19 protein-coding genes and 1 tRNA gene are annotated in these 25,845 nt (G+C 64.1%); 14 read left to right on the top strand and 6 right to left on the bottom strand.

All coding sequences use genetic code 11. The annotated features are described in order from the left end of the window. Positions 1-636 precede the first annotated feature (636 nt). Complete coding sequence (locus CI41S_RS27240) at positions 637-5,370, top strand: beta strand repeat-containing protein (protein WP_139862407.1); 4,734 nt, start codon at positions 637-639, stop codon at positions 5,368-5,370. 198 nt (positions 5,371-5,568) lie between these two features. Here the strand turns inward: CI41S_RS27240 and CI41S_RS27245 are convergent. Next, a tRNA-Ser gene (locus tag CI41S_RS27245) sits at positions 5,569-5,658 on the bottom strand. 742 nt (positions 5,659-6,400) lie between these two features. Between CI41S_RS27245 and CI41S_RS27250 the strand changes: the two genes are divergently transcribed. Further along, positions 6,401-7,333: a septal ring lytic transglycosylase RlpA family protein gene (locus tag CI41S_RS27250; RefSeq protein WP_139862408.1), complete on the top strand. Its 933-nt coding sequence runs from the start codon at positions 6,401-6,403 to the stop codon at positions 7,331-7,333. An 18-nt stretch (positions 7,334-7,351) separates the two neighbouring features. On the opposite strand, the gene CI41S_RS27255 is transcribed toward CI41S_RS27250, so the two are convergent. Continuing rightward, a complete protein-coding gene (locus CI41S_RS27255) occupies positions 7,352-8,287 on the bottom strand; it encodes an alpha/beta fold hydrolase (protein WP_139862409.1) in 936 nt (311 codons plus the stop codon). Between the two features lie 160 nt (positions 8,288-8,447). Here CI41S_RS27255 and CI41S_RS27260 point away from each other — a divergent pair, with 160 nt between their 5' ends. The 8 genes from CI41S_RS27260 (at position 8,448) to CI41S_RS27295 (ending at position 16,405) form a co-directional block, all read left to right on the top strand. Further along, positions 8,448-9,707, top strand: coding sequence for a D-alanyl-D-alanine carboxypeptidase family protein (locus CI41S_RS27260; protein ID WP_244626713.1), 1,260 nt, complete (start codon positions 8,448-8,450; stop codon positions 9,705-9,707). 1 nt (position 9,708) lies between these two features. Then, complete coding sequence (tmk, locus tag CI41S_RS27265) at positions 9,709-10,395, top strand: dTMP kinase (protein ID WP_139483625.1); 687 nt, start codon at positions 9,709-9,711, stop codon at positions 10,393-10,395. Beyond that, positions 10,392-11,432, top strand: a complete 1,041-nt coding sequence (locus tag CI41S_RS27270) for a DNA polymerase III subunit delta' (RefSeq protein WP_139862410.1) — start codon at positions 10,392-10,394, stop codon at positions 11,430-11,432. Before tmk ends, CI41S_RS27270 begins: the two co-directional genes overlap by 4 nt. Before the next feature lie 57 nt (positions 11,433-11,489). After that, positions 11,490-13,445 (top strand): methionine--tRNA ligase, encoded by a 1,956-nt coding sequence (gene metG / locus CI41S_RS27275; protein ID WP_139862411.1) that lies wholly within the window; start codon positions 11,490-11,492, stop codon positions 13,443-13,445. A gap of 14 nt (positions 13,446-13,459) precedes the next feature. Next, positions 13,460-14,251 (top strand): TatD family hydrolase, encoded by a 792-nt coding sequence (locus CI41S_RS27280; protein ID WP_139862472.1) that lies wholly within the window; start codon positions 13,460-13,462, stop codon positions 14,249-14,251. Continuing rightward, the gene (locus CI41S_RS27285) at positions 14,248-15,054 is read left to right on the top strand and encodes an MBL fold metallo-hydrolase (RefSeq protein WP_139862412.1); all 807 of its coding nucleotides are present in this window, start codon (positions 14,248-14,250) and stop codon (positions 15,052-15,054) included. The genes CI41S_RS27280 and CI41S_RS27285 overlap by 4 nt, the downstream gene beginning before the upstream one ends. A 144-nt stretch (positions 15,055-15,198) precedes the next feature. Continuing rightward, positions 15,199-15,957, top strand: coding sequence for a nitroreductase family protein (locus CI41S_RS27290; RefSeq protein WP_139862413.1), 759 nt, complete (start codon positions 15,199-15,201; stop codon positions 15,955-15,957). Beyond that, on the top strand, positions 15,938-16,405 hold the full coding sequence (locus CI41S_RS27295) for a MarR family winged helix-turn-helix transcriptional regulator (protein ID WP_139862414.1): 468 nt from the start codon (positions 15,938-15,940) through the stop codon (positions 16,403-16,405). The genes CI41S_RS27290 and CI41S_RS27295 overlap by 20 nt, the downstream gene beginning before the upstream one ends. 158 nt (positions 16,406-16,563) lie before the next feature. On the opposite strand, the gene CI41S_RS27300 is transcribed toward CI41S_RS27295, so the two are convergent. From CI41S_RS27300 to CI41S_RS27310, 3 genes are read right to left on the bottom strand one after another with little or no spacing between them, the layout of a single operon-like run. Further along, positions 16,564-18,213, bottom strand: coding sequence for an acyl-CoA synthetase (locus tag CI41S_RS27300; RefSeq protein ID WP_139862415.1), 1,650 nt, complete (start codon positions 18,211-18,213; stop codon positions 16,564-16,566). 19 nt (positions 18,214-18,232) lie between these two features. Further along, positions 18,233-20,131 carry a TRAP transporter large permease gene (locus CI41S_RS27305; protein WP_139862416.1) on the bottom strand — a complete coding sequence of 633 codons (1,899 nt, stop codon included), beginning with the start codon at positions 20,129-20,131 and terminating at the stop codon, positions 18,233-18,235. 36 nt (positions 20,132-20,167) lie between these two features. Beyond that, the gene (locus CI41S_RS27310) at positions 20,168-21,187 is read right to left on the bottom strand and encodes a TRAP transporter substrate-binding protein (RefSeq protein ID WP_139862417.1); all 1,020 of its coding nucleotides are present in this window, start codon (positions 21,185-21,187) and stop codon (positions 20,168-20,170) included. A 478-nt stretch (positions 21,188-21,665) separates the two neighbouring features. Here CI41S_RS27310 and CI41S_RS27315 point away from each other — a divergent pair, with 478 nt between their 5' ends. The 4 genes from CI41S_RS27315 (at position 21,666) to CI41S_RS27330 (ending at position 24,777) form a co-directional block, all read left to right on the top strand. Next, positions 21,666-22,973 (top strand): S1C family serine protease, encoded by a 1,308-nt coding sequence (locus CI41S_RS27315; RefSeq protein WP_139862418.1) that lies wholly within the window; start codon positions 21,666-21,668, stop codon positions 22,971-22,973. Between the two features lie 135 nt (positions 22,974-23,108). After that, a complete protein-coding gene (gene nthA, locus CI41S_RS27320; protein ID WP_139483643.1) occupies positions 23,109-23,744 on the top strand; it encodes a nitrile hydratase subunit alpha in 636 nt (211 codons plus the stop codon). Continuing rightward, a complete protein-coding gene (gene nthB / locus CI41S_RS27325; protein WP_139862419.1) occupies positions 23,741-24,400 on the top strand; it encodes a nitrile hydratase subunit beta in 660 nt (219 codons plus the stop codon). The genes nthA and nthB overlap by 4 nt, the downstream gene beginning before the upstream one ends. Then, positions 24,400-24,777, top strand: coding sequence for a nitrile hydratase accessory protein (locus CI41S_RS27330; RefSeq protein ID WP_172628212.1), 378 nt, complete (start codon positions 24,400-24,402; stop codon positions 24,775-24,777). Before nthB ends, CI41S_RS27330 begins: the two co-directional genes overlap by 1 nt. Before the next feature lie 228 nt (positions 24,778-25,005). Here the strand turns inward: CI41S_RS27330 and queC are convergent, their stop codons facing one another. Continuing rightward, positions 25,006-25,725 carry a 7-cyano-7-deazaguanine synthase QueC gene (gene queC, locus CI41S_RS27335; RefSeq protein WP_139862421.1) on the bottom strand — a complete coding sequence of 240 codons (720 nt, stop codon included), beginning with the start codon at positions 25,723-25,725 and terminating at the stop codon, positions 25,006-25,008. Positions 25,726-25,845 lie beyond the last annotated feature (120 nt).

The following is a 25,845-nucleotide window of genomic DNA, read 5'->3' on the forward strand; positions in this document are numbered from 1 at the left end:
TAAGGGATCCTTCTAGGTTAAGGGATCCTTGCCCGGCTGAACCCGTCACGGGGAGGTCGGGGATTGAAGTTACGTAACGAGAAAATTTAAGCGACAAGCATTTTCAGGGTGCGCGGTGTGCGGACCGAAGCACGCAGCAGGCAGGGGTTACGGCGGTCGTAGTCATTTCACGGTAGGCAAAGTGCATATTGCAACGGCAGATGTTTCTTTGGCCGGATGCCCACGCGAATTTGGATGGGCGTTCGTGTTTTCAGTGAATTGAATTGCAATCGCTCCTGCTCTGCCCCAGCAGAGTGGAGGAGGAGGCGTTGGTTTGCGTAGTATTGCCGCACATCATAGTCGAGCCTACGCTTGACAGGTCCGGAATCGAACCGCGCCTGCAGAGCATCTCAGTCGCTTCAACACGTTGTTCTTCCGACCTTCCGCTCGATCAGTCCGCAGGTCTCGCGAGTCATCTGCTGGCAGGCAACGCGCCCTGGCGGCTACTTCATCAACGCGATCCAGGACCTTTTGGTCGGTTGAACGCCGCCGAGCGCGACGCCGCGTCGAGATTTCAGACCTCGACCGATTTGAACTTTTGAATAGGTCGGCCTCCGACCGCGAAATTATTGCGAACAAGATTTTGGAGCGAAAGTAATGGCAAGCGCCAGCGGCACGACCATCCTCTCGGGTACACAGAGCAACGATAATTTGGTCGGCGGGTCGGGAAACGACATTCTCTCCGGTGGAGCAGGAAATGACCGCCTGAATGGCGGGTCCGGCGATGACATCCTCAACGGGGGCAGCGGTTTCGACGTTCTCTTGGGAGGATCAGGAACCGACATCCTTATCTACAAGGCATTCGAAAATCAGTATATCCTCGGATCAACTGGTTTCAGCGCAGCAACCCAGCAGATCAGCGGAGGGGTTGCATATTCCGGAGCGGACCAGACCACGTTGGGAAGCGTGGGTACGCAGTCGACGATCACCGGATCGTCATTCCCGGGATATGACTCCTACAACGGCGGAAGCGGCGCGGTACAGCTAGGCAAAGCGGGGGCGACCCCGGACGTCGATACACTTCAGATTTGGCTGAGCACTGCGCAGCTCGCAGACAGCAACATCCAGGCTGAAATTTCCTATTACAAGAATGTTTGGGTGCCGGCGCACATCAATGCGCAGACCGGGCAGTCTGACGAGACCATCTACACTTTCAAGACCTTGAATTTGCAGGTCGCGGCCATTGAGAAGGTTGAGGTTCGCGATAGCGCCGGGGTTCTTACCATTGCGGCCAAATCGGATACCGCTTCGGCGACAGAAGCAGGCGGCGTCAACAATGGGACGCCCGGTGTAAATCCGACCGGCAACGTTCTGACGAACGATTTTGATTTTAGTTCTGCCACGAAGTCTGTCGCCGGCGTTGTCGCTGGGACGACGAGTGCTACCTTAAGCACAGGTGCCGGGTCCGATATCGTCGGTGCGCACGGCACGCTGCATCTCAATGCTGACGGTTCTTACACTTACAACGTGAACAATGCCGATACGGCAGTGAACGCATTGCCGACGTTCAACGATACCCTCACAGACACGTTCTCTTACACGGTCAAAGACACCGCGGGAGCGACTGCGACCACCACGTTGACCGTGACCATCCACGGCGCCAACGACGCAGCCACCATCACGGCGTCGGCGGGCGAGGACACCTCGGTGACCGAGGCCGGCGCCGGCAACGCCACCGTTCAGGCAACCGCCGGCGATGCCAGTGCGGGCGGCACGTTGACGGTCCATGACGTCGATGCGGGCCAGGCCCACTTTGCTGCCGTGGATCCGACGGCCTTGGCCGGGACCTACGGCAACTTCACCTTCGATCCTGCGACCGGGGTGTGGGGCTACACGCTCGACAACAGCAAGACGGCGACCGAAGCGTTGATCGCCGGCCAGCCGGCCACCGACACGCTGACGGTGACGTCGGCCGACGGCAGCGCAAGCCAAACCATCACGGTCAACATTATCGGGGCCAACGACGCCGCCACCATCACGGCATCGGGCAGCGAGGACACCTCGGTGACCGAAGCCGGCGGCGTCAACAACACCACGGCGGGCGACCCGAGTGCATCCGGCCAGCTCACGGTGTCCGACGTCGACGCCGGGCAGGACCACTTTGCCACCCCGGCCAGCCTCAACGGCACCTACGGCACCTTCACCTTCGACACCACCACGGGAGCGTGGACCTACACGCTCGACGACACGCGCAGCGCCACCCAGGCCCTGATCGCCGGCCAGGCCACCACCGACACGCTCACCGTTGCCTCCGCCGACAACTCGGCGAGCCACGACATCGTCGTCAACATCACCGGCGCCAACGACACCGCTGCGATCGGCGTGGTCGCCGGCGGCGACTACGCCGCCAGCGAAGCCGGCGGCGTCAACAACACCACGGCGGGCGACCCGAGTGCGTCCGGCCAGCTCACGGTGTCCGACGTCGACGCCGGGCAGGACCACTTTGCCACGCCGGCCAGCCTGAACGGCACCTACGGCACCTTCACCTTCGACACCACCACGGGAGCGTGGACCTACACGCTCGACGACACGCGCAGCGCCACCCAGGCCCTGATCGCCGGCCAGGCCACCACCGACACGCTCACCGTTGCCTCCGCCGACAACTCGGCGAGCCACGACATCGTCGTCAACATCACCGGCGCCAACGACGCGGCCACCATCACGGGTACCCCGAGCGGCTCGGTGACCGAGGACGGCGGGTTGACGGCAGGCAATACGCTGACGGCCAATGATGTGGATACGGGGCAGAACCATTTCCAAGCCCCGGCCTCCCTGGCTGGCACCTACGGCACCTTCACCTTCAACGCGCTAAGCGGCGTGTGGGGCTACACGCTCGGCAACGGCCAAGCCAATGTCCAGGCACTCGCAGGCGGCACGCAGGTACACGATACGCTGACAGTGAAGTCGTTCGACGGTACCGCCACGCAGGTGATCGACGTGACCATCAACGGTGCGAACGACGCGCCGGTTTTGGATGCAACCAAAACACCGGTCCTCGCGTCCGAGAACCAGGGGGTCGGAGCGCCCGTCGGTGCAGTCGGGACACTTGTCTCGGCGCTGGTCGATCTCAATCCTCCGGTCGGCGGCCTTGATAACGTCACTGATGCCGACACCGGTGCGGTGACCGGCATCGCACTGGTTGGCACCGATACGAGCCATGGCACCTGGTTCTTCTCCACCAACAACGGTGGGACATGGACGGCCGTGGGCACGGTGTCGAACACGTCGGCTCTGCTGCTGTCGGCCGACGCCAACACGCGACTTTACTTCCAGCCGAGCCCGGGTTTTGCCGGGACGGATACAGGCGCCATCACATTCCGCGCCTGGGACCAAACCAGTGGGTCGAACGGAGCGACCGGTGTGAACACCTCCTCCAATGGAGGTACGACAGCCTTCTCCACTGCAACCGACACCGCCAATATCACCATCAATGCGACGAACGTCGCGCCGGTTGTAGATTTGAATGGACCGGGCGCCGGCAATGACGCCACGGCGAGCTATCCATCACAGACAGCACCGCTGGCGATTGTTCCTACGGCGACGATCTCCGATTCCGACTCAACAAATCTTACGTCTTTGACAATTACGCTCACGAATCCGCAGGATAATAGTTCAGGGACCGGTATCAGGGAGATACTGTCGCTCAATGCTGCCGCATCCTCGGCCGCTACGGCTGCCGGATTGACCGTGAGCTTTACGTCGACCGTAACCAACAATACGGATCCGGTCACTCTGTCCATCACCGGGTCGGCTTCCGTCAGCACTTACCAAACCATCCTCAGAGGACTCCAGTACGCTGACACCAAATCCGGAGCGCACATCGATTCCCCGGCGCGCATCATCAATGTGGTGGCCAGCGACGGCACGAGCAGCAGTGTCGTCCACACGATCACGCTGAGCGTCGCAAAACCGGCAGGCGTTGCGGGCTCCGAGATCAATCTGGCCCTGAACGATCCTGCCGATCACGTCGGAGCCACCACCGTGACCGTTACCGGCGTTCCTTCGGGATGGACCTTGAACGAGGGGACGCACAACAGCGACGGCAGCTGGACGGTGACGACCAATAACGTGTCGTCGCTGGCGATCACCTCGCCTGTCGACTACGTCGGAGCGGCGGTCCTGAATGTCGCGCTGGCCTGGACGAATTCCGATGGCAGTATCGGACACGCAACCGTCATCGATAATGTCGAAGCGTATGCACCGGGCTCTCCCATCTTCGCCGTTGCGGGCACCGATACGCTGACGGCCTCAAGCGGTAGCGACGTGCTCGTATTCTCGCAGCCGATTGGCCACGACGTCGTCTACAGTTTCGACGCGATGCACGACATGATCGACCTGGTCGGATACGTCGGTTTCGGAAGCTTCGCCGACATTCAAGCGCACACTGTCGACGACGGTGCCGGCAATGCCGTCATCACGCTGGGGGAGGGGCAATCGATCACCCTCTATGGCGTGGGTGCCGCGTCGCTTTCCGCCGACGACTTCGCGTTCAACCAGACTCCGTTCACGGAGAATCCGATCACGATGACGATCGACGACGGCGCGATCTTGCCGCTCAGTGGCGTGATCCACAACACCGGTACGATCGCGCTGAATTCAGCCGGCGCCGAAACCGATCTTCAGCTCGTGGGACATGGCATCACGCTGGAGGGCGGCGGTCAGCTGATTATGTCCGACAACGCCGGAAACTTCATTGCTGGTGCAAGCAGCGACGTCACGTTCACCAACGTGGACAATATCATCTCGGGAGCCGGACACCTTGGCGCTGGACTGATGGTCCTCGTGAACGAGGGGACAATCATCGCAACCGGGACCAATTCGCTCGACATCGATACGGGGACGAACTCAATCACCAATTCCGGAACGCTCGAAGCGATCGGAAGTGGAGGTCTCGTCGTTCACAATGACATCGTCAATGACGGCGTCCTGTGGGCTAATGGTGGGAACGTCACCGTGGAGGGCAATGTCAGCGGCACCGGATCGGCGATCATAAGTGGGATGGCTACGCTGGAGTTTGCCGCGACTTCGACCGGAAACGTGGCATTCGCGGCCGGTTCGTCGGGAACTCTGGCACTAGATCACGCCTTCGACTTCTCGGGCATTGTCTCAGGTATGACCTCCGAAAATCATTTGGATTTGCTTGATTTCAACTTCGCGGACACAACTCTGAACTACACCGCGAACGCTGAAGGGACCGGCGGAACGCTAAGCGCCACTGACGGCGTTCACACGGCGAGCATAGCTTTGATTGGTCAATACGATCCGGCGGGGTTCCAGACCGAGGCCGACAAGGGGGCCGGGACACTGATCAACTATCACCTCCTGGCGTAATGCGGTCCACACGACGAAACGACGTACACACCGGGGGCTGACGCCTCCGGTGTTCGTTTGGACGGGGGCTGGATCGTCCGTCTGCCTCTTTCTGGCCCCCTTGAGCCGGTCGTGGTTTTCTTGATCGGCGGTGCACGGTCCAGGAGGAGACCTCCGCAGAGATGCAACCGTGGATAGAGCAATGCGGAGGATATATACTGGCGGAAGGGGTGGGATTCGAACCCACGGTACCCTTGCGGGCACGCCGGTTTTCAAGACCGGTGCCTTAAACCACTCGGCCACCCTTCCGTCTGGATGCGAGCGACATAGCAAAGGGGGGAGGTTCGCGAAAGGGGCATGCGGGTGCCCATGGATGGGCGCGGGCGCCCCAAGGTCTTAAATCTTCAGCTGAACGCGAACGCTAGCAGGCTCGAGCACAGCAGCACGAAGCTCGCTGCGGTCAGGGTCAGAAATCCGTCGGAGACCAAATCGTGATTACGCATGATACACCTGCCTTGAAGGGATGCTCATCCGAATTGATTAAAGCTTTCCGAACTGTCGCTCTTGCTCCTGGAAAGAGATGATGCGTCTTTCCGCTTTCAACGGACCCGATCAGGCCCGATACCAGTAGCCTTCCACAGCGTGAGCCACGAAGATGGCTGCACTCACCAGGCCCATAACCGCTGTAACCGTCTCGATCATCGCAAACTTCCTTTGCGCCCCGCAGGCGAGAGAACGATTGCAGCCTTGCACAGTCAAAAAGATTCAATTGTTGGAATCGAAGATGCGCCGAGACTGATGATTTGCTGCAACAGTGTGTCTGATTGCGGGACACGTGAGCCCGCTTGGTGCGGCTCTAGCTCAGTAGATCAACGGAGGGCGCGCAACAGACCATTCACCACGGCGGGCTAGCTTGAAAGCTCACCCCATTTCCGCCGTGTTCCGGTTGCGATATCGTCACGGTCTGGTGCGGAAGGTGGGCCGCATCATGGGGATATGACCTCGACGCCTCGCAGTAGGCGCGGGTCCGGCAGAATGGTACTTGGGGCAGATGGGGATTAGACGGCCAGATTCGATCATCCGGACGGCGCGCGGCGCTGTTGCGGTGGCCACGTGCCTCGTCCTCGCCAACTGCGCCTCGTCGAACAAGTTCGCCAGCCGCGTCGACCCCAGATACGGCGTGTCGTCCAGCCCGCGCGTGGTCGCGCTTGGCGATCCCGTGCCGAAGGGCGGCGGCACCTACCGGATCGGCAAGCCCTACGTCGTCGCTGGCCGCACCTACGTGCCGGAGGAGGACGTGAACTACCGGGCCGACGGCATCGCCTCCTGGTACGGCAACGATTTCCATGGCCGCCTCACGGCCAATGGCGAGGTGTTCGACATGAGCTCGCTCACCGCGGCCCATCCGACCCTGCCGATGCCGAGCTACGCCCGTGTCACCAATCTGAGCAACGGCAGGTCGCTGGTCGTGCGCGTCAATGACCGCGGCCCGTATCACGGCAACCGCCTCATAGACGTCTCGAACAAAGCCGCCGAACTGCTTGAATTCAAAGGCAATGGCGTCGCCCGGGTCCGCGTCGAATATGTCGGCCGGGCGCCGCTCGAAGGCTCCGACGACCGCCAGCTGATGGCAACCCTGCGTACCGGCACGCCGGCACCGTCGCCGTCGATGGTCCGGGTCGCCTCGGCCCGGCCGTTCGTGCCGGATCTGTCGTCCTCGTCCGGCCGGATCCGCGGCGATGTCCCGCTGCCGGAGGGGCGGCCCTACAGCCTCGGCAATACCTCGGCCGATTACGCCTCGGTCAATGCCACCTCCGAAATGTCCGCTTCCGGCCGCTCCCGTGGTCGCGCTTTGCACAATCCGCGGGAAGTGTCCTACGAGAATGACGAGCGCTTTGCCGCGAGCCCGAGCCCGGCGTCCGCTTATGTGCCGATCGACGCGCGCGGCCCGGCGGAAGTGCTGAGCGGGCGCGGCCTCTACTGAATCAGGTACTTCGCCAGATTATTTGAGGAATGCGATCAGCGCCGCATTGACCTCGTCCGGGCGCTCCTGCTGGATCCAGTGGCCGGCGCCCTCGATGATCAGCTTCTGCTTCAGGTTCGGCAGCACGCGCTCCATGTCGGCCACCCGCTTGGCGCCGATCAGCCCGGTGATGACGGAATCGTTCGAGCCGGCGATGAACAGCGAGGGCTGGAGGATCTGCGCGTCCTGCCAGGGCGCGGTCAGCTCCCAGTTGCGGTCGAGGTTGCGGTACCAGTTGAGACCGCCGCGGAAGCCGGATCGGCGGTAATTGTGGGCGAACTCGGCGATGTCGGCCTCGCTCAGCCAGGTCGGCAGCGGCTTGTCGCCCGGCAGCTTGCCCAGAAAGCCCTTGGCCTCGTCGACGAACATTGAATCCGGATCGGACACGCCGCGCCCCAGCACCAGCCGCATGGTGCTGATGACATCGCGCTCGAATTCGGCCTCGGCGACGCCCGGCGGCTGAAAATACTGCCAGTAGAAATTGGTGATGCCGCCCTCGCGCAGGGTTTCAAGCGGGCGACCGCGGCCGCGGAAAGGCGGGGGGACGCTAAGGCCGGCGACCTTGGTGAAGATATCCGGCCGGAACAGCGCCGCGTGCCAGGCCACCGGCGCGCCCCAGTCGTGGCCGATGATCACGGCCTGTTTCTCGCCGAGCGCGGCCACCAGGGCGACCATGTCGCCGACGGTGTCGAAGATCGAATAGGCGCCGACCTCGACCGGCGCGCTGGTGCGGCCGAAGCCGCGCATATCGGGCGCGACGACGTGGAAACCGGCGGCGGCAAGCGCGGTGATCTGGTGCCGCCAGGAGTAGGACAGTTCCGGCCAGCCGTGGCAGAGCACGACCAGCGGTCCTTCGCCTGCCTCGCGCACGAACATGTCGATACCGTTGACGGTGATGGTGCGTGAGGAGGACATCGCGTTTCCGCCTTGTTTGCCGGTTCTGTTGCCTTTGCCGGTTCCAAGATTACGGACGTTCCGCGCAGGCGGCAATCCAGCCGGCCGTGCATAAGCGCAAATACCTCAGTTGTTTGCGATACTTCCACCTGTTAGAACGCAGTCTTTCAGGACATCGCCGATGGCAGGAAAGACCGCAGTTCCCCGCACGTTCGCCGCTCGCGCCGGACGAGGCTGGCGCGGCCTGATCGCGGCCGTCGTCGCGCTGGCGATCGGCTGCGGCGGGGTGGTCTATGCCGCCAACAACAGCGTGCAGGGCGCCAAGAAGGAAGAGGGCGGTTTCGACGGCGATGCGCCGACCGCGATCCTGGTCGAGGCCTCCAGCGGCAGCGTGCTGTTCGAGAAGAATGCCGACGAGCTGCGCGCGCCGTCGAGCATGATGAAGCTGATGACGGCCGAGGTGGTGTTCAACGCCATCAAGAAGGGCGACGTCAAGCTGACCGACGAGTACCGCATCAGCGAAAACGCCTGGCGACGGGGCGGCGCGCCGTCCGGTACCTCCACGATGTTCGCGGCGATCAACAGCAAGGTCTCGATCGACGATCTCCTGCACGGCGCGATCATCCCGAGCGGCAACGACGCCTGCATCGCGCTGGCCGAGGGGCTGGCCGGCAACGAATATACCTTCGCGACCGACTTCATGACCAAGCGCGCCCGCGAGCTTGGCCTGACCAAATCCACCTTCGGCAATTCCAATGGGCTGCCCGACCCCCGCAACAAGATGACGGTGCGGGAACTCGCGGTGCTGGCGCGCCACATCATCCTGACCTATCCCGACATGTACAAGCTGTTCGGCGAGAAGGAATTCACTTGGAACAAGATCCGCCAGCAGAACCGCAATCCGCTGCTCAACGCGCTGCCCGGCGCTGACGGATTGAAGACCGGCTACACCAAGGAGGGCGGCTACGGCATGGTCGGGTCCGCCGTGCAGAACGACACACGGCTGATCGTCGTGGTCAACGGGCTCGAGGATTCCGAGGACCGCGCCACCGAGGCCAAGAAGATGCTGGAATGGGGTTTCCGCAGTTTTGAGACCCGAACCCTGATCGCGGCCAACCAGCCGGTCGGTTACGCCCGGGTATTCGGCGGCGAGAGCCGCTCGGTCAAGCTGACCACCCCCGATCCGGTCAAGGTCATGGTGGCGAAGAACGGCAACGACAAGCTGATCGCGCGCATCGTCTATAGCGGCCCGGTCAAGGCGCCGATCACGGCCGGCCAGAAGATCGGCGTGGTCAGGGTCTGGCGTGGCGGCAACGTCGCGGTGGAGCAGCCGGTCTATGCGGCGGACCCCGTCGCCACGGGGTCGACGATGCGCCGTGCGCTCGACGGCGTGCAGGAGCTCGTCATCGGCATGTTCCGCGCCGGCGTCGAGAAGCTCTGACATGGCAGAGGCAGCAGTCAAACGGCCGAGCTTGCGCGGTCGCTTCATCACCTTTGAGGGCGGCGAAGGCTCCGGCAAATCGACCCAGATCCGCAAGCTCGCCGAGCGGCTCGACGCCGCCAAGCTGCGCGTCATCGTGACCCGCGAACCCGGCGGCTCGCCGGGTGCCGAGATCATCCGCCACCTCGTGCTGTCGGGGATGGGCAAGCTGCTCGGGCCGGATGCAGAGACGCTGCTGTTCGCGGCTGCCCGCGACGATCATGTGCGCACCGTGATCCTGCCGGCGCTCAATCAAGGCATCTGGGTGCTGTGCGACCGCTTCTTCGATTCCACGCGCGCCTATCAGGGCCAGCTCGGGCAGGTGCTGCCCGGCCTGGTCAACGCCATGCAGCGCGTCACCATCGGCGATCTCAAGCCCGATCTGACCTTCATCCTCGACGTGCCGGTCGAGGTCGGCCTGCAGCGCGCCAGCGCCCGCCGCGGCAATGCGGCCGCAGATCGTTTCGAGGCGGAGGACGTCAAGTTCCACCAGGATCTGCGCGAGGCCTACCGGAAGATTGCGGCCGAGGATCCGCAGCGCTGCGTGCTGATCGATGCCACACCCGATCCGGATGCGGTCACGGCCAAAATATGGGCGGAGCTGCGCGAACGCCTGCGCGCGACGCAATCGGCGGCAAGCCCGGCATGAGCGCGCGCAAGGTCGAACAGGAGATCGCGGTCCGGCATCCGCGCGAAACGCCCGATTTGTTCGGGCATCGCGAGGCGGAGACGGCCTTGCTCGACGCCTATCGCAGCGGGCGGATCCCGCACGCCTGGCTGATCGGCGGCGCGCAGGGCATCGGCAAGGCCACGTTGGCCTATCGCATGGCGCGGTTCGTGCTGGCGTTCCGCAATCCCAAGGCCTCGCAGGTTCAGCGGGCGCCGACGCTGCGGCTCGACCCATCCGATCCGGTGGCGCGGCAGGTCACGGCCGGCGCGCATGGCGGGCTCCTGGTGCTGGAGCGCGGCCTCAACGACCGCGGCGTGCTGCGCACGGTGATCACGGTCGACGAGACGCGCGAGACGATCTCGTTCTTCGGCTCGACCGCCGCGGTTGATGGCTGGCGCGTCTGCATCGTCGATACCGTGGACGAGCTCAATCCCAACGCCGCCAACGCGCTGCTGAAAGTCCTCGAGGAGCCGCCGCAGCAGTCGCTGTTCCTGCTGGTCAGCCACGCGCCGTCGCGGGTGCTGCCGACCATTTTGTCCCGCTGTCGCAAATTGCTGCTGCGGCCGCTGGAGCAGGACGACGTGTTGCGCGCGGCCGCCGCCGCGACCGGCATGGCGTCCGACGATCCCGCGCTGGCGGAGGCAGCGGCCGCATCCGAGGGCAGTGTGGGCAGGGCGCTGTCGCTGCTCGGCGGCGACGCCCTCAAGCTGCAGCAGCGCACCGCTGCGCTGCTCGCGACGCTGCCCAACGTCGATCCGCGCGAGCTGCATGCGTTGGGCGACGCGCTCGGCACCAGCGATCGCGTCGCGCTTGCGGCCTTCATCGACGGCATCGATCGCTGGATGAGCGAGCGCATGCGCTCCGGCGATGCCAATGCCAATCTGCCGCGCCTTGCACGGCTGGCGGAGGTATGGGAAAAGATCGTCCGCGCCGCGCGCGATACCGAAGCCTACAATCTGGAGCGCAAGCCGCTGGTTTTCTCGGTGTTTTCGATGCTCGCCGATGCAACCCGATAGACGCTCCGTCTGACAACACTCCCGACATTCCCATTTCGATCTGCAGAGGATTTTGTGGTGGCGACCGCTAGGAAGAAATCGTCGAAGAAGAAGGCGAAGAAGACGAAGAAGGCGGCGCCCGCTCGCGCAAGTGGGAAGAAGGCCGCAGCCAAGTCCGCAATCAAGTCGCGCGCCGCCAAGAAGGCCAAGCGGGTCGTCAAGAAGGCGAAGAAGGCTGCCAAAAAGACCGTCAAGAAAGCGGGCGCGAAGAAAGCGGCCAAGAAGACAGTAAAGAAGGCAGCGAAGAAGGCTACGGAGAAGGCCGCCAAATCGGCGCCCAGGGCCGCGGCTGCAAAGGTTCCGGTATCGCCGGCCCCCAAGGCACCGAAAGCTCCGGCAGCCAGCAAGGCGCCAAAGCCGGCCCGTGCGCCGAAGCAGCCCAAGCCCGCCGCGCTTGCTCCCGTGTCTGCGCCCATAGCCGCACCGGCCGCAGATCGCGGCAACGTCTTCTACATCACGACGGCGATCGCCTATCCGAACGGCCAGCCGCATATCGGCCACGCCTATGAGGCGATCGCGACCGACGCGCTGGCGCGCTTCCAGCGGCTCGACGGCAAGGACGTGTTCTTCCTGACCGGCACCGACGAGCATGGCCAGAAGATGATCCAGACCGCGCAGGGCGAGGGCATGAGCCCGGAAGCACTTGCGACCCGCAACGCCGCGCGTTTCAGGGAGATGGACGAGCGGCTCAACGTCTCGTTCGACCGCTTCATCCGCACCTCGGAGCCGGCGCACCACAGGTCGGTGCAGTCGATCTGGAATCGCATGCAGCAGAACGGCGATATCTACATCGACACCTATGCCGGCTGGTACTCGGTGCGCGACGAGGCCTATTACGCCGAGGACGAAACCGTCGTCGGCGAGGACAACGTTCGCCGCGGGCCGCAGGGCACGCCGGTCGAATGGGTCGAGGAGAAGAGCTACTTCTTCAGATTGTCCGCCTATCAGGACAAGCTGCTGCATCTCTATGAGAGCCAGCCCGATTTCATCGGGCCGGATTCGCGCCGCAACGAGGTAATGAGCTTTGTGCGCGGCGGCCTGAAGGACCTCTCGATCTCGCGCACCACCTTCGACTGGGGCGTCAAGGTCCCCAATGATCCCGAGCACGTGATGTATGTGTGGGTCGACGCGCTGACCAACTACATCACCGGTGTCGGTTATCCGGACGAGGGCGATGCGAACTGGCGCTACTGGCCGGCGGACGTGCACATCATCGGCAAGGACATCATCCGCTTCCACGCGGTGTACTGGCCGGCCTTCCTGCTCTCGGCCGGGATTCCCGTGCAGAAGCGGGTCTATGCCCACGGCTTCCTGTTCAGCAGGGGCGAGAAGATGTCGAAGTCGGTCGGCAACGTCGTCGACCCCTTCAATCTCGCCGACCAGTACGGCGTCGACCAGGTGCGCTACTTCTTCCTGCGCGAGGTGCCGTTCGGCCAGGACGGCAACTACAACCACGAGGCCATTGTCGCGCGCATCAACGCCGACCTCGCCAATGATTTCGGCAATCTGGCGCAGCGCTCGCTGTCGATGATCGCAAAACAACTGGGCGGCGTGCTGCCTGAGCCAGGCGAGTTCAGCGACAACGACAAGGCGATCCTGGCCCAGGCCGACGCCATGCTGGAGACCTCGCGGACCGCGATGGCGACTCAGCAGATCCACCAATGGCTCAACACGGTGTGGGCCGTGGTCGCCGAGGCCAACCGCTATTTTGCCGGCGAGGCACCGTGGGCGCTGGCGAAGACCGATCCTGCGCGCCAGAAGACGGTGCTCTATGTCACCGCCGAAGTCGTGCGCCAGATCGCGATCATGGCGCAGGCGGTGATGCCGGAATCTTGCGCCAAGATGCTCGACAGCCTCGGTGTTGCCGCGGACGCTCGGCAGTTTGCCGCGCTCGCGGAGCGGATCAAGCCGGGGACGCTGTTGCCGGCGCCCGTTGGTGTGTTCCCGCGTTACGTGGAACCGAAGAGCGAGTGAGCGGTTCGGACATCATGCTGGTCGACAGTCACTGCCATCTCGATTTCCCCGATTTTGCCGACGATCTCGACGGCATCGTCGGCCGCGCCGAAGCGGCCGGCATCGGCCGCATGGTCACGATCTCGACCCGGGTCAAGCGGCTCAACGGGCTGCTTGCAATCACCGAGCGGTTTCCCGACGTCTATTGCTCCGTCGGCACCCATCCGCATCATGCCGATGAAGAGGACGGCATTCCCGCCAGCGAGTTGATCGAGCTGACGAAGCATCCGAAGGTCGTGGCGCTCGGCGAGGCGGGGCTCGACTATTTCTATCAGCATGGTTCGCGTGAGGCGCAGGAGCGCGGCTTTCGCGCCCACATTGCCGCCGCGCGTGCGACCGGGCTGCCGCTGGTGATCCATACCCGCGAGGCGGACGAGGATTGCGGCCGCATCCTCGAGGACGAGGTCGCGAAGGGACCGTTCAAGGCCGTGCTCCATTGCTACACCGGCGGCCGCGAGCTCGCGATGAAAGCGATCGCGCTCGGGCTGTCGATCTCGTTCACCGGCATCATCACGTTCAAGAAGTCGGAGGCGCTACGCGCGCTCGCAGCCGAGCTGCCGGCCGACCGCATCATGGTCGAGACCGATGCGCCGTATCTCGCGCCCGGAAAATTCCGCGGCAAGCGCAACGAACCGGCCTATGTCGTCGAGGTCGCCAGGGTGCTGGCGGAGACCCGCGGCGTCTCGCTCGACGAGATTTCGCGGCAGACCAGCGAAAACTTCTTCCGGCTGTTCTCAAAAGTGCCGGCGCCGAAGGTTGCTGCATGACGCTGACACTGACAATTCTGGGCTGCGGCTCTTCCGCCGGCGTGCCGCGCCCGGCGCTCGGCTGGGGCGCCTGCGATCCCAACAATCCCAAGAACCGGCGCCGCCGCTGCTCGATCATGGCCGAGCGCGCCACGGCGCAGGGCACCACGCGGGTCGTGATCGACACGTCGCCGGACCTGCGCGAGCAGCTGATCGACGCCGATGTCGAGCATATCGATGCGGTGTTCCTGACCCACGAGCACGCCGACCAGACCCACGGTATCGACGATTTGCGCTCGGTCGTGATGCACCAGCGCCGCCGCATCCCGGTCTATTTCAACATGTCCACCGCCAAGGACATCATGGCGCGGTTCTCATATTGCTTCATCTCGCCGGAAGGCAGCGATTATCCGCCGATCCTGACGCGGCATTCGATCGAGGCCGGCGAGAGCCACACGGTCGAAGGGAAGGGCGGCGCGCTGAAGCTCGAGGCCTTCCTGGTGCAGCATGGCCGGATTCCCGCGCTCGGTTACCGCATCGGCGATTCCGCCTACACGCCCGACCTGCACGACATTCCGGAGGAGAGCTGGCCGGCGCTGAGGGATCTCGACCTCTGGATCGTCGACGGCCTGCGCTATGCGCCGCATCCCAGCCACTTCAGCGTGGCCGACGCGCTGTCGTGGATCGAGCGCTTCAAGCCGAAGCGCGCGGTCCTCACCAATATGCATTCCGACCTCGACTACGAGGTGCTGCGGCACAAGCTGCCGCCCGGCGTGATCCCGGCCTATGACGGCATGCGCCTGACGCTCGATCAGTCGGGCTGACGCTTCCCAATCACGACATTTCCGTCGGTCGGACGGCACCCGTCCGCCGCCGCACGTTCGCCGTGCCAGCGATCACACGCTTGCGCATTGACGTTTCGCGCGATTGGAATATCGTTATGATCATAACGATATTGGGAGGATCCCATGGCCGAAGCCTTGGCAACGCGCGATTACACCGACCGCACGCGCTATGACGCCTTGATGGACGTCGTGAAGAACCGCCTGACGACGCGGGCGTTCGATTCCAGCTACGTGATGCCGGCCGAGCATTACAACATGATCCTGGAGGCGGCGCGGCACGCGCCGTCCGGCGCCAATGCCCAGCCCTGGCACTTCATCGCCGTCACCGACCAGGACCTGAAGAACCGGATCACCGAGTATTTTCGCGAGGAGCAGGTGGCGCGCGCGAGGCTCAAGATGAAGTTTCCGACGCCCGACTATCGCGGGCTGGCCTCGGCGCCCGGCTTCATCGTCGTCGCCAGTGATTTTCGCTGGGTCAGGGCGTTTCCGGTGCTCAACGACGGCTCCGAGCTCGACAAGATGTACAAGGAGAACGCCGAGCGCATCCTGCTGCAGAGCGTGGCGGCGGCGACGATGTCGGCGCACCTTGCGGCCGCTGCGCTCGGCTACAATGTGTGGTGGGTCACCGCGATCGGGCAGGAGAAGGCGCAGCAGGCCATGAAGCCGCTGCTCGGCATCCCCGAGGAGTTGTCGGTGCTCGACATCATTTGCTTCGGGCCGCCGGCGAAGCCGCCGTACAAGCGCTGGAAGAAGAGCCTGTCCGATATCAGCAACTGGAACAGGTTCGACGCCTCGCACTACATGACCGAGGCCCAGATCGACGAATGGGTTTCGACCACGCGCCACAAGGTGATGTACCGCGATGCCGAGAACGTCGACTAAGGTAGCCGCGCCGGTCAGGCGCCAGGCGCCAGACTACCGGCTGGAGGACCAGGTCGGCTTCCTGCTGCGCCGCGCCTACCAGCGCGCCTCGTCCAATCTCGTGGAGCAGATCGGCTCGCATGATCTGACCGCGCCACAGTTCGCCACCTTGGCCCGGCTCTATGAGCGCGGGGCGCTGTCGCAGAACCTGCTCGGCCGGCTCGTCGCGATGGAGCCGGCCAACATCCGCGACGTGGTGCTGCGGCTGAAGAAGCGGCGGCTCGTTGCAACGCGCCGCGACCCGACCGACAGGCGGCTGGTGCTGATCGACCTGACGGCTGCCGGCGTCGCGCTGGTCGAGCAGTTGATCCCGATCGAGATCGCATGCACGGCTAAGACGCTGGCGCGGCTCGACGCCGAGCAGAAGCAGCTGCTGTACGATCTGCTCGGCCGCCTCGCGGACAACTGAGCGCCTCGCCCAACACACGCTGTCGTCCCTGCGAAAGCAGGGACCCATAGCCACAGGGCTTTGGCGTTGAGGTAAGCTGTCGCTCCAGCGCAGCAACACAATTGGCATTCGTGGTCCCGGGGCAGGCCCGGGACGACAGCGAGTATGTGGGGCCTTGCTCAGGCCGAGATCGCCTTGGCGGAGCCGACCTGATTGCGCAGCAGGAATTTCTGGATCTTGCCCGTGGACGTTTTCGGGATCACGCCGAACACCACCGATTTCGGGGTCTTGAAGCCCGACATGTGCTCGCGGCAATAGGCGATGATCTCAGCCTCGGTTACCTTCGCGCCGTCCTTCAATTCGAGGAAGGCGCAGGGCACCTCGCCCCATTTCGGGTCCGGCTTTGCCACCACCGCCGCGAACAGTACGGCCGGGTGCTTGTAGAGGATGTCCTCGACCTCGACCGATGAGACGTTCTCGCCGCCGGAGATGATGATGTCTTTCGAGCGATCCTTGATGATGACGTAGCCGTGCTCGTCGAGCACGCCGAGATCGCCGGTGTGAAACCAGCCGCCGGCAAACGCTTCCTGGGTCGCCTTCTCGTTCTTCAGGTACCCCTTCATCACGATGTTGCCGCGGAACATGACCTCGCCGATGGTCTCGCCGTCGCGCGGCACCTCGCGCATGGTTTCCGGGTCGAGCACCGTGACGCCTTCCTGCAGCGGATAGGAGACGCCCTGGCGCCGCTTCAACTGCGCGCGCTGGTCGGCCGACAGCGCGTCCCAGCCCGGCTGCTCGGCACAGACCGAGGCGGGGCCATAGACCTCGGTCAGGCCGTAGACATGGGTCAGCTTGACACCGATCCGCTCGGCGCCCTCGAGCACCGCAACCGGCGGCGCCGCGCCCGCGATCAGGCCGATCACGGGTTTTGCCTTGCCGCCCTTCGGCGCATCCGGCGCATTGATCAGCGTGTTGTAGACGATCGGCGCGCCGCACATGTGGGTGACGCCGTGCCTGGGGATCAGCTCAAAGATCTTCGCCGGGTCGACCTTACGCAGGCAGACATTGACGCCGGCCGCGGCCGCGATGGTCCAGGGAAAGCACCAGCCGTTGCAGTGAAACATCGGCAGCGTCCAGAGATAGACCGGATGCTGGCCGAGATTGCCGGCAAGGATGTTGCTGACGGCGTTGAGATAGGCGCCGCGGTGATGCGTCACCACGCCCTTCGGGTTACCCGTCGTGCCGGAGGTATAGCTCAGCGCGATCGCATCCCATTCGTCGGCCGGCGGCCGCTCGACAAACGAGGGATCGCCCTGCGCGACCGCCGCCTCGTACTCGATCTCGCCGATCCGCTTGCCGCCGGCAAACGCCGCATCATCGACGTCGATCACGAACGGCTTTGCGCCCTCCATCAAGGTCAGCGCTTCCGCGATCACGCCGGAAAATTCCGGGTCGACGAGGATGATCTTGGCGCCGCCATGGTCGAGCTGGAACGCGATCGATGGCGCATCGAGCCGGATGTTGAGCGCATTCAGCACCGCGCCGGTCATCGGCACCGCGAAATGTAGCTCGTTCATCGCCGGGATGTTCGGCAGCATCGCCGCGACGGTGTCGCCGTGGCCGATGCCGCGGCCGGCCAGATACGACGCAAGGCGCTTGCAGCGCTCGTAGGTCTGCTTCCAGGTGAAGCTGCGGCCTTCATAGACCGTGCTGACATGGTCGGGATAGACCGCGGCCGAGCGCGCCAGGAAGCTCAGCGGCGTCAGCGGCACGTAGTTGGCCGGCGACTTGTCCAACCCGATCGCGTACTGGTTTTGAGCTGCACTCATGTGGCCCATCCCAAGGTTCTTACAGGAAGCCGATCGAGATCCAGGGGAAGATGGCGACGATGACCAGGCCGATCAGCAGCGCCAGCATGTAACCCCAGATCGGCCGGATACCCTCGGCCGGATCGACGCGCCCGATGGCGCAGGCGGCATAATAGCCGACCCCGAACGGCGGCGCGAACAATCCAATGCCCATGGCCAGGATGATGATCATGGCGTAGTGCACCTCATGGACCCCGACCGTCCGGGCGATCGGAAACAGCAGGGGCCCGAACAGCACGATCGCCGGGATGCCCTCCAGCACACTGCCGAGGATCACGAAGGCCAGGATCGAGACCGCGATAAAGCTCGCGGAGCCGCCGGGCAGGCCGGTCATCGCCGCAGCCAGCGCCCGCGAAAAGCCGGACTGGGTCAGGCCCCAGGCCATGCCGGTGGCGGCACCGATGATCAGCAGGATCGCGCCCGAAAGCGAGGCGGTTTCCACCAGCATCGGAACGATCCGCCGCCAGTCGAAATTGCGGTAGATCAACAGCCCGTAGATGAAGAAGCCGACGATGAAGGCATACACGATGCCGATCGTGGAGACCTCGGTCGCGGTCGCAATGCCCTCGACCACGGCGTAACGGATCACGAAAGGCAGTGCCAGCGCGGGCAGGGCGACGATCAGCGCCTTGAGAATCTCGGCGCCGCTGGCCCGCGTCACATGGCTCAGATTCTCACCGCGGTAGCGCCACCACACCAGCGCCGACAGCGTGATCGCCAGCACCACGCCGGGCAACAGGCCGCCGGTGAACAGCGCCGCGATCGACACGCCGGTGACCGAGCCGATCGTGATCAGGACGAGCGACGGCGGGATGGTTTCGGTCTGCGCGCCGGTCGCGGCGAGCAGGGCGACGAGGTCGCCGGGCTTCGCGCCGCGCGCCTTCATCTCCGGAAATAGCACCGGCGCGACGGCTGCCATGTCGGCCGCCTTCGATCCGGAAATGCCTGATACGAGGTACATCGCGCCGACCAGCACATAATGCAGCCCGCCGCGGACGTGGCCTAGCAGGCTCGCCAGGAACGCCACCATCGCCCGCGCCATTCCGGTCATTTCGATCAGAAGCCCGAGGAACACGAACAGCGGCACCGACAACAGGATCAGGTGGCTCATGCCTTCATCCATGCGCCCGACCAGCACCATCAATGGCGTGCTCGTGGTCAGCGCCAGATAGCCGTAGGTGGCGAGCCCGAAACCGAACGCGATCGGGACGCCGGCGAAGACGCAGAAGCCCGCCACGCCGACGAAGAAGATGATCAAATTGAGGTTGCCGAGCGGTTTCAGCGCGCCCTTGAGCAGCCAGAATGCGGCGATGACGGCCGCGACCGAGGCGATCGCTGCCAGCACCGTCCTGACATTGCCGGCGCGGGCGAGCCGCAACAGCGCAAACAGGGCCATCAGCGCGATGCCGACCGGGAGCGCCGCGGCGCGCCAGCTGTTGAGGATCTGCAGCGCCGGCGTGGTGATGTAGCTTTCCTCATATGCGTATTCCCAGGACGGCCAGGCGATCATCACGAGGAACGCCAGCGCCGCACAGGTCGCCACCAGATCCAGATAGGCGCGCATCGCAGGCCGCGCGTTGGCGACGACTGCGGTCATCCGCATGTGCTCGGCGCGGCGGAATGCGACGGCCGCCCCCAGCATCGCCAGCCACAGGAACAGGATCGACGCCAGTTCGTCCGACCAGATCAGCGGCTGGAGCAGCACGTAGCGCGCGACCACGCCGGCAAACAGGATGACGATCTCGGCGACGACGAGCACCGCCGCGGGAATCTCGACCAGCGTTCCGAGCAACGATTCCAGCGCGACGAGGAACGAGCGGCGGCGAGGGGGCTGATTCACCTCGCCGGCCGCGACTTCGGTCAATTCGGCATGAGCCATACGGCCCCCTGCACTCAGGCTTCTTGCTTTGACGCGTTACGACAGCTTGCCGACGGACTTCTCCAGCAGGTCCCAGGCCTGCTCGCCATACTTGCCCTTCCATTCGGCATAGAAGCCGGCCGCCTTCAGCTTCTCGCGGAACGGCGCCACGGTGGGCTGGTTGAAGGCCAGGCCCTTGCCGGCCAGTTCCTGCTGCAGGCCGGCATTCAGCTTGGCGACGTCGGCGCGCTCGTTGACGGCCGCGGCATTGATGTTCTTGGCGACGACGGTGCGGACATCCTCCGGCAATTTTTCCCACGCCCGGCGGTTCATCAGGAACCAGAAGCCGTCCCACATATGGTTGGTCAGCGAGCAGAACTTCTGCACCTCGTAGAGCTTGGCGGTCGAGATGATCGCCAGCGGATTCTCCTGGCCCTCGACGATCTTGGTCTGCAGCGCCGAATAGACCTCGCTGAAATTGATCGAGGCGGGCGACGCATCGAATGCCTTGAACATCGAGGTCCACAGCGGCGATACCGGCACGCGGATCTTGAAGCCCTTGAAATCGTCCGGGCCGTTGATCGGCTTGGTCGACGACGTGGTCTGGCGGAAGCCGTTGTCCCAGATCTTGTCCATCACCTCGAGGCCGGCCTTCTTGATCTCGCCGCGGACATAGGCCCCCAGGCCGCCATCCATGGCCTTCCAGACCGTGTCGTAATCCGGGAACGCGAAGCCGATGCCGTTGATGGAGGCCGCCGGAACCAGGGTCGCCAGGATCAGGCCGGACAGCGTGAAGAACTCGACGCCGCCGGAGCGGATCTGGCTCAGCATGTCGGTGTCGGAACCGAGCTGGTTGTTCGGGAATATCTGCAGGTCGAACTTGCCGTTGGTCTCGGCCTTGATCGCCGCGGCCATCTCCTTGGCGCGCACATTCATCGGATGGCCATCCGGGAGATTGTTGGCGTACTTGTAGGAGAACTCGGCGGACTGGGCGCGCGCCACATAAGGTGCGCCGACGCTGCCGAGGACGGCGGAAGCGGCGGTGGCCTTCAGCAGCGTGCGTCGTGAAAAACTCATTGGTGGTCTCCCTCGAGAGGCTTGTTGTTGTTCTGAGATGCCAATCCTATACGGACCTGATGCCGTGGGGTCACCAGCGATCTCTGCATACGGCCGCGCTTATTGCAGCGTCCGCACGCCGCGGCAATATCGGCTTTCAGCCGAGGCGGCTGGCGGTGGACCGGCATGCGGTGGCAGCCCGCCGACATGGCATCTGTCGAGCTGTCGAAGCAGCCCGGTCACAGCGCCCAGTTGCCAGCGTTTGCGAAGATTTCCCACTAAATATCTGATCTAATTGTAGATATAAAAATTCCATAATATACCTTATGCGAATTATGGGTACGGGGCCGCCCGGCGAACGGTAGCGCTGTGCTCCGCGTTGGAGCTATCCGTCGCTGCGACTGCGGCAGAGCCACCACTCCCGCGCCGAACGTCGAGTATTGGGCCGCCAAGTTCGATCGAAGCGATGCCGGAATGAAACCTTTGCCGCGAGCTGCCGTTGGCGGAAGAAGCCAGCTTTCTCGAGACGGGTGCAAAGATGAGAAAGGCAATGAAGGTCGAAATGGCGTTCAGAAAATTGACCGTCGGTCACCGTCAACTGCCGGCTATTGGCGGTATGGCGTTGACGGCCCTGGCCACCATCGGCACGGCGGTTGCCCAGCCGAACTCCACTCATGGTCCCAACCTCGCAACGCGGCCTGCGGGCGCGATCCAATTGATCGGAGATGTCGCATCGCCCAATGGAGCACCCGGCAACTTCGCCGATATGGCCGAGAGAGCTCAACCCGCTGTTATTGGCGTCATCTCCAGATCGGTTGAAGCCAAGCAACTGCGGCCGGGCCTCCCCTTCGGCGACGGACCCGAGGAGGACGCTCCCAATGAGAACGCTCCCGGCAAGGGACCTTCGGGACCAGGTGGCCTGAGCCCGAGAAAGAGCCCGAATGCGATCCAATCGGTCGCAATGGGCTCAGGCTTCTTCATCTCGCCGGACGGATACGCGGTGACCAACAGCCACGTTGTCAAAGACAGCGATACTGCCACGATCCTCACGAGCGATAAGAAGAGCTACTCGGCAAAGGTGGTAGGAAGGGATGCGCTCAGCGACCTCGCCCTGATCAAGGTCGATGGGCGAGCCGATTTTAGCTACGTGAAAATGGCCGAACGGCCGCCGCGCGTCGGCGATTGGGTGCTGACTGTAGGCAATCCGTTCGGGCTTGGAGGGACGGTCACGGCGGGGATCGTCTCGGCACGGGAACGCGAACTCGAGAATGGTCCAAGCGAGGGCTTCCTTCAGATCGACGCGCCGATCAATAGCGGAGATTCCGGCGGCCCCAGTCTCGATACCAACGGCGATGTCATCGGCGTGAACAGTATGATCTTTTCTCCCTCCGGCGGTTGGTCGGGGGTTGCGTTCGCGATCCCGGCAGACACCGTCAAGTCAGTGATCCCCCAATTGAGGGAAAAAGGCACCGTAACGCGCGCGTCGATGGGCGCCGAAGTCCAATCGGTTACCCCGGAGATCGCCGATGGTCTCGGCGTCGAGAACCTCCAAGGTGCGATCATTGCCAATCTTCAAAAGGATGGACCCGCGGTGAAGGCCGGTTTGCGAAGCGGCGACGTCGTGACCTCGGTGGCTGGAGAGCCGATCAAGGGCGCCACCGAATTGACGAAAAGGATCCACGCAATGGCGCCCGGCTCTTCAGTTCAACTCGCGATGGTTCGCGCCGGAAAGCAGAGCTCAGTGAGCGTAACCTTGGGTCAGCTTCCAAATGAGTCCCAGCAGTCTCGGCCGCGCAATCCGGAGTAGATGTCGTCCCTTGCATCTTGCGTGGATCGTCGGCCGAAGTCAGCCACCGAATACCTCCCTGCTCGCATTGTTGTGTCAAATGCCGGGCAATCGCTCGCCTCGACATAGCACGGCCAGTTCGCCTATCCTGCCGCCATGACCGACCATGATCACGACCATCATCATCACGATCACGACCATTCCGAGCTGTCGGAAATGGAGCTGCGCGTCCGCGCGCTGGAATCGATCCTGAGCGAAAAGGGCTATTTCGAGCCGGCCGCGCTCGACGCTATCGTGCAGGCCTACGAGACCAAGATCGGCCCGCATAACGGCGCCCGCGTCGTCGCCAAGGCGTGGAGCGATCCCGCCTTCAAGCAGGCGTTGCTCGACGATGCCAGCAAGGCGGTCGGCACGCTCGGCCATGTCAGCCGCGTCGGCGATCATCTGGTCGCGGTCGAGAACACGCCCAATCGCCACAACATGGTCGTGTGCACTCTGTGCTCCTGTTATCCTTGGGAAATGCTCGGGCTGCCGCCGGTCTGGTACAAGGCGGCGCCGTATCGCTCGCGCGCGGTTAAGGATCCGCGCGGCGTGCTGGCCGATTTCGGCGTCAGCCTGCCGACGCAGACCGAAATCCGGGTCTGGGATTCGACCGCAGAAACCCGCTTCCTGGTGCTGCCGATGCGGCCGGCCGGCACCGAGGGCTGGAGCGAGGAGCAACTCGCTGAGCTCGTGACGCGCGACTCCATGATCGGCACCGGATTCCCGAAGACGCCGGGAGCCCCGTCGTGAACGGCGTGCACGACATGGGCGGCATGGACGGGTTCGGCAAGGTCGAGCCCGAGCCCAACGAGCCGATGTTCCACCAGGAATGGGAATCGCGGGTACTGGCGATGGTGCGCGCGATGGGCGCGGCCGGCGCCTTCAACATCGACGCGTCGCGGTTCTATCGGGAGTCCCTGCCCCCGCACGTTTATCTCTCGAGCTCGTATTACAAGAAATGGCTGCTCGGGCTCGAAGACCTGCTGCTTGCCAGGGGTTATGTCGCGCCTGAGGACGTCGCGGCCGGACATGCGGTGGCGCCGGCGAAGTCGCTCAAGCACGGCAAGTTCTCGGTCGCCGACGTCGAGCGCGTCATGGTGCGCGGCAAGTTCGGCCGCACCGCGCCGGCGGCCGCGAAATTCAAGCCGGGCGAGCGGGTGCGGGCGAAAAACATCCATCCCGCCACCCACACGCGGCTGCCGCGCTATGTGCGCGGGCATGTCGGCGTGGTCGAGCGCGATCATGGCTGTCACGTGTTTCCCGACACGGCCGCCAACGATGCCGGCGAGCATCCGCAATGGCTGTACACCGTCGTGTTCGACGGACGCGAGCTGTGGGGGCCGGACACTGACCCGACCATCAAGGTGTCGATCGACGCCTTCGAGCCGTATCTGGAGCCGGCCTGATGGACGCCTCCGCGGCCGCTCGCGCCACCAGCGCCGTCGCCAGCATTCCCCGTGATGACGACGGCCCGGTGTTTCGCGCGCCCTGGGAGGCGCAGGCTTTCGCCATGGCGCTCACTTTGCACGACCGCGGCGTCTTCACCTGGCCGGAATGGGCCGCGGCGCTGGCCGATCAGATCAAGCGCGCGCAGGCCGCCGGCGATCCTGACACCGGCGAGACCTATTATCTGCATTGGCTGGCGACGCTCGAGCATCTCGTGGCGGCCAAGGGCGTCACGACCCCGGACACGCTGCGCCGCTACCGCAACGCCTGGGACCACGCCGCCGACCGCACCCCACACGGCAAGCCGATCGAGCTGACGCCGGCGGATTTCGAGTGATCGCTCCACTGTCGTCCCTGCGAAAGCTGTCAGACCCGTCATCCCCGCGCAAAGGCTTCGCCTTTGTCGCTGGAGGTGCAAGCCTCTTCGGCGAGCCTCGAAGGATCGACGGCCACCAGCCGGGCCGATTCATCCTTCGAGGCTCGCCCAGCAGCGCAGTTGCGCTGCAAGGCTCGCACCTCAGGATGACGGTCATTGTTGAACCGAGAGACCGCGACGCCACATGGATCAGCGACCGCCCTGCGCCACATACTCCCGCCAGCCCTTGGCGCGCAGGCTGCACGCCGGGCATTCGCCGCAGCCAAAACCCCAATCGTGCTGCGCGCCGCGTTCGCCGAGATAGCAGGTGTGGGAATGCTCGCGGATCAGGTCGACCAGCCCTGCCCCGCCGAGTTCATGTGCGAGCCGCCAGGTCGCGGCCTTGTCGAGCCACATCAGCGGCGTGTGCAGCTCGAAGTTTTTGGCCATGCCGAGGTTGAGCGCCGACTGCAGCGCCTTGACGGTCTCGTCGCGGCAATCCGGATAGCCGGAGTAGTCGGTCTCGCACATGCCGCCGATGATGTGGCGGATGCCGCGGCGATAGGCCAGCGCCGCCGCGAAAGTCAAGAACACCAGATTGCGGCCCGGCACAAACGTGTTCGGCAAGCCGTCGGCGCCCATCTCGATGGCTACGTCGCGGGTCAGCGCGGTGTCGGAAATCTCCGCCAGCGTCGGGATCGCGATGGTGTGGCTGTCGCCGAGCTTTGCGGCCCAGTCCGGCCGCAGCGCGCGGATGCCTGACAGCAATCGGTCGCGGCAGTCGAGCTCGATCGCATGGCGCTGGCCATAGGTGAAGCCGAGCATTTCGACGCGGGCAAAGCGCTGCAAGGCCCAGGCGAGGCAGGTGGTGGAATCCTGGCCGCCCGAAAACAGCACCAGCGCGGTATCGGAATTGATTTGATCGGTCATGGAACGCGCTTTAGCACCCTCTGGCACGGTGGCCAATCGGTGGACATCACGGCGAGTTCAGCGCCTTTGGCTGGGATCGGCTCGCTCGTTTTGGCATAACACCAACGCATCAAAAAAGAC

This window comes from Bradyrhizobium ivorense, assembly GCF_900696085.1.
Lineage (GTDB): Bacteria > Pseudomonadota > Alphaproteobacteria > Rhizobiales > Xanthobacteraceae > Bradyrhizobium > Bradyrhizobium ivorense.

Coding starts and splice junctions, on each gene's coding strand:
- CI41S_RS27240 (WP_139862407.1), top strand. CDS start 637: ATGGCAAGCGCCAGCGGCACGACCATCCTCTCGGGTACACAGAGCAAC.
- CI41S_RS27250 (WP_139862408.1), top strand. CDS start 6,401: ATGGGGATTAGACGGCCAGATTCGATCATCCGGACGGCGCGCGGCGCT.
- CI41S_RS27255 (WP_139862409.1), bottom strand. CDS start 8,287: ATGTCCTCCTCACGCACCATCACCGTCAACGGTATCGACATGTTCGTG.
- CI41S_RS27260 (WP_244626713.1), top strand. CDS start 8,448: ATGGCAGGAAAGACCGCAGTTCCCCGCACGTTCGCCGCTCGCGCCGGA.
- tmk (WP_139483625.1), top strand. CDS start 9,709: ATGGCAGAGGCAGCAGTCAAACGGCCGAGCTTGCGCGGTCGCTTCATC.
- CI41S_RS27270 (WP_139862410.1), top strand. CDS start 10,392: ATGAGCGCGCGCAAGGTCGAACAGGAGATCGCGGTCCGGCATCCGCGC.
- CI41S_RS27280 (WP_139862472.1), top strand. CDS start 13,460: ATGCTGGTCGACAGTCACTGCCATCTCGATTTCCCCGATTTTGCCGAC.
- CI41S_RS27285 (WP_139862412.1), top strand. CDS start 14,248: ATGACGCTGACACTGACAATTCTGGGCTGCGGCTCTTCCGCCGGCGTG.
- CI41S_RS27290 (WP_139862413.1), top strand. CDS start 15,199: ATGGCCGAAGCCTTGGCAACGCGCGATTACACCGACCGCACGCGCTAT.
- CI41S_RS27295 (WP_139862414.1), top strand. CDS start 15,938: ATGCCGAGAACGTCGACTAAGGTAGCCGCGCCGGTCAGGCGCCAGGCG.
- CI41S_RS27300 (WP_139862415.1), bottom strand. CDS start 18,213: ATGAGTGCAGCTCAAAACCAGTACGCGATCGGGTTGGACAAGTCGCCG.
- CI41S_RS27305 (WP_139862416.1), bottom strand. CDS start 20,131: ATGGCTCATGCCGAATTGACCGAAGTCGCGGCCGGCGAGGTGAATCAG.
- CI41S_RS27310 (WP_139862417.1), bottom strand. CDS start 21,187: ATGAGTTTTTCACGACGCACGCTGCTGAAGGCCACCGCCGCTTCCGCC.
- nthA (WP_139483643.1), top strand. CDS start 23,109: ATGACCGACCATGATCACGACCATCATCATCACGATCACGACCATTCC.
- CI41S_RS27330 (WP_172628212.1), top strand. CDS start 24,400: ATGGACGCCTCCGCGGCCGCTCGCGCCACCAGCGCCGTCGCCAGCATT.
- queC (WP_139862421.1), bottom strand. CDS start 25,725: ATGACCGATCAAATCAATTCCGATACCGCGCTGGTGCTGTTTTCGGGC.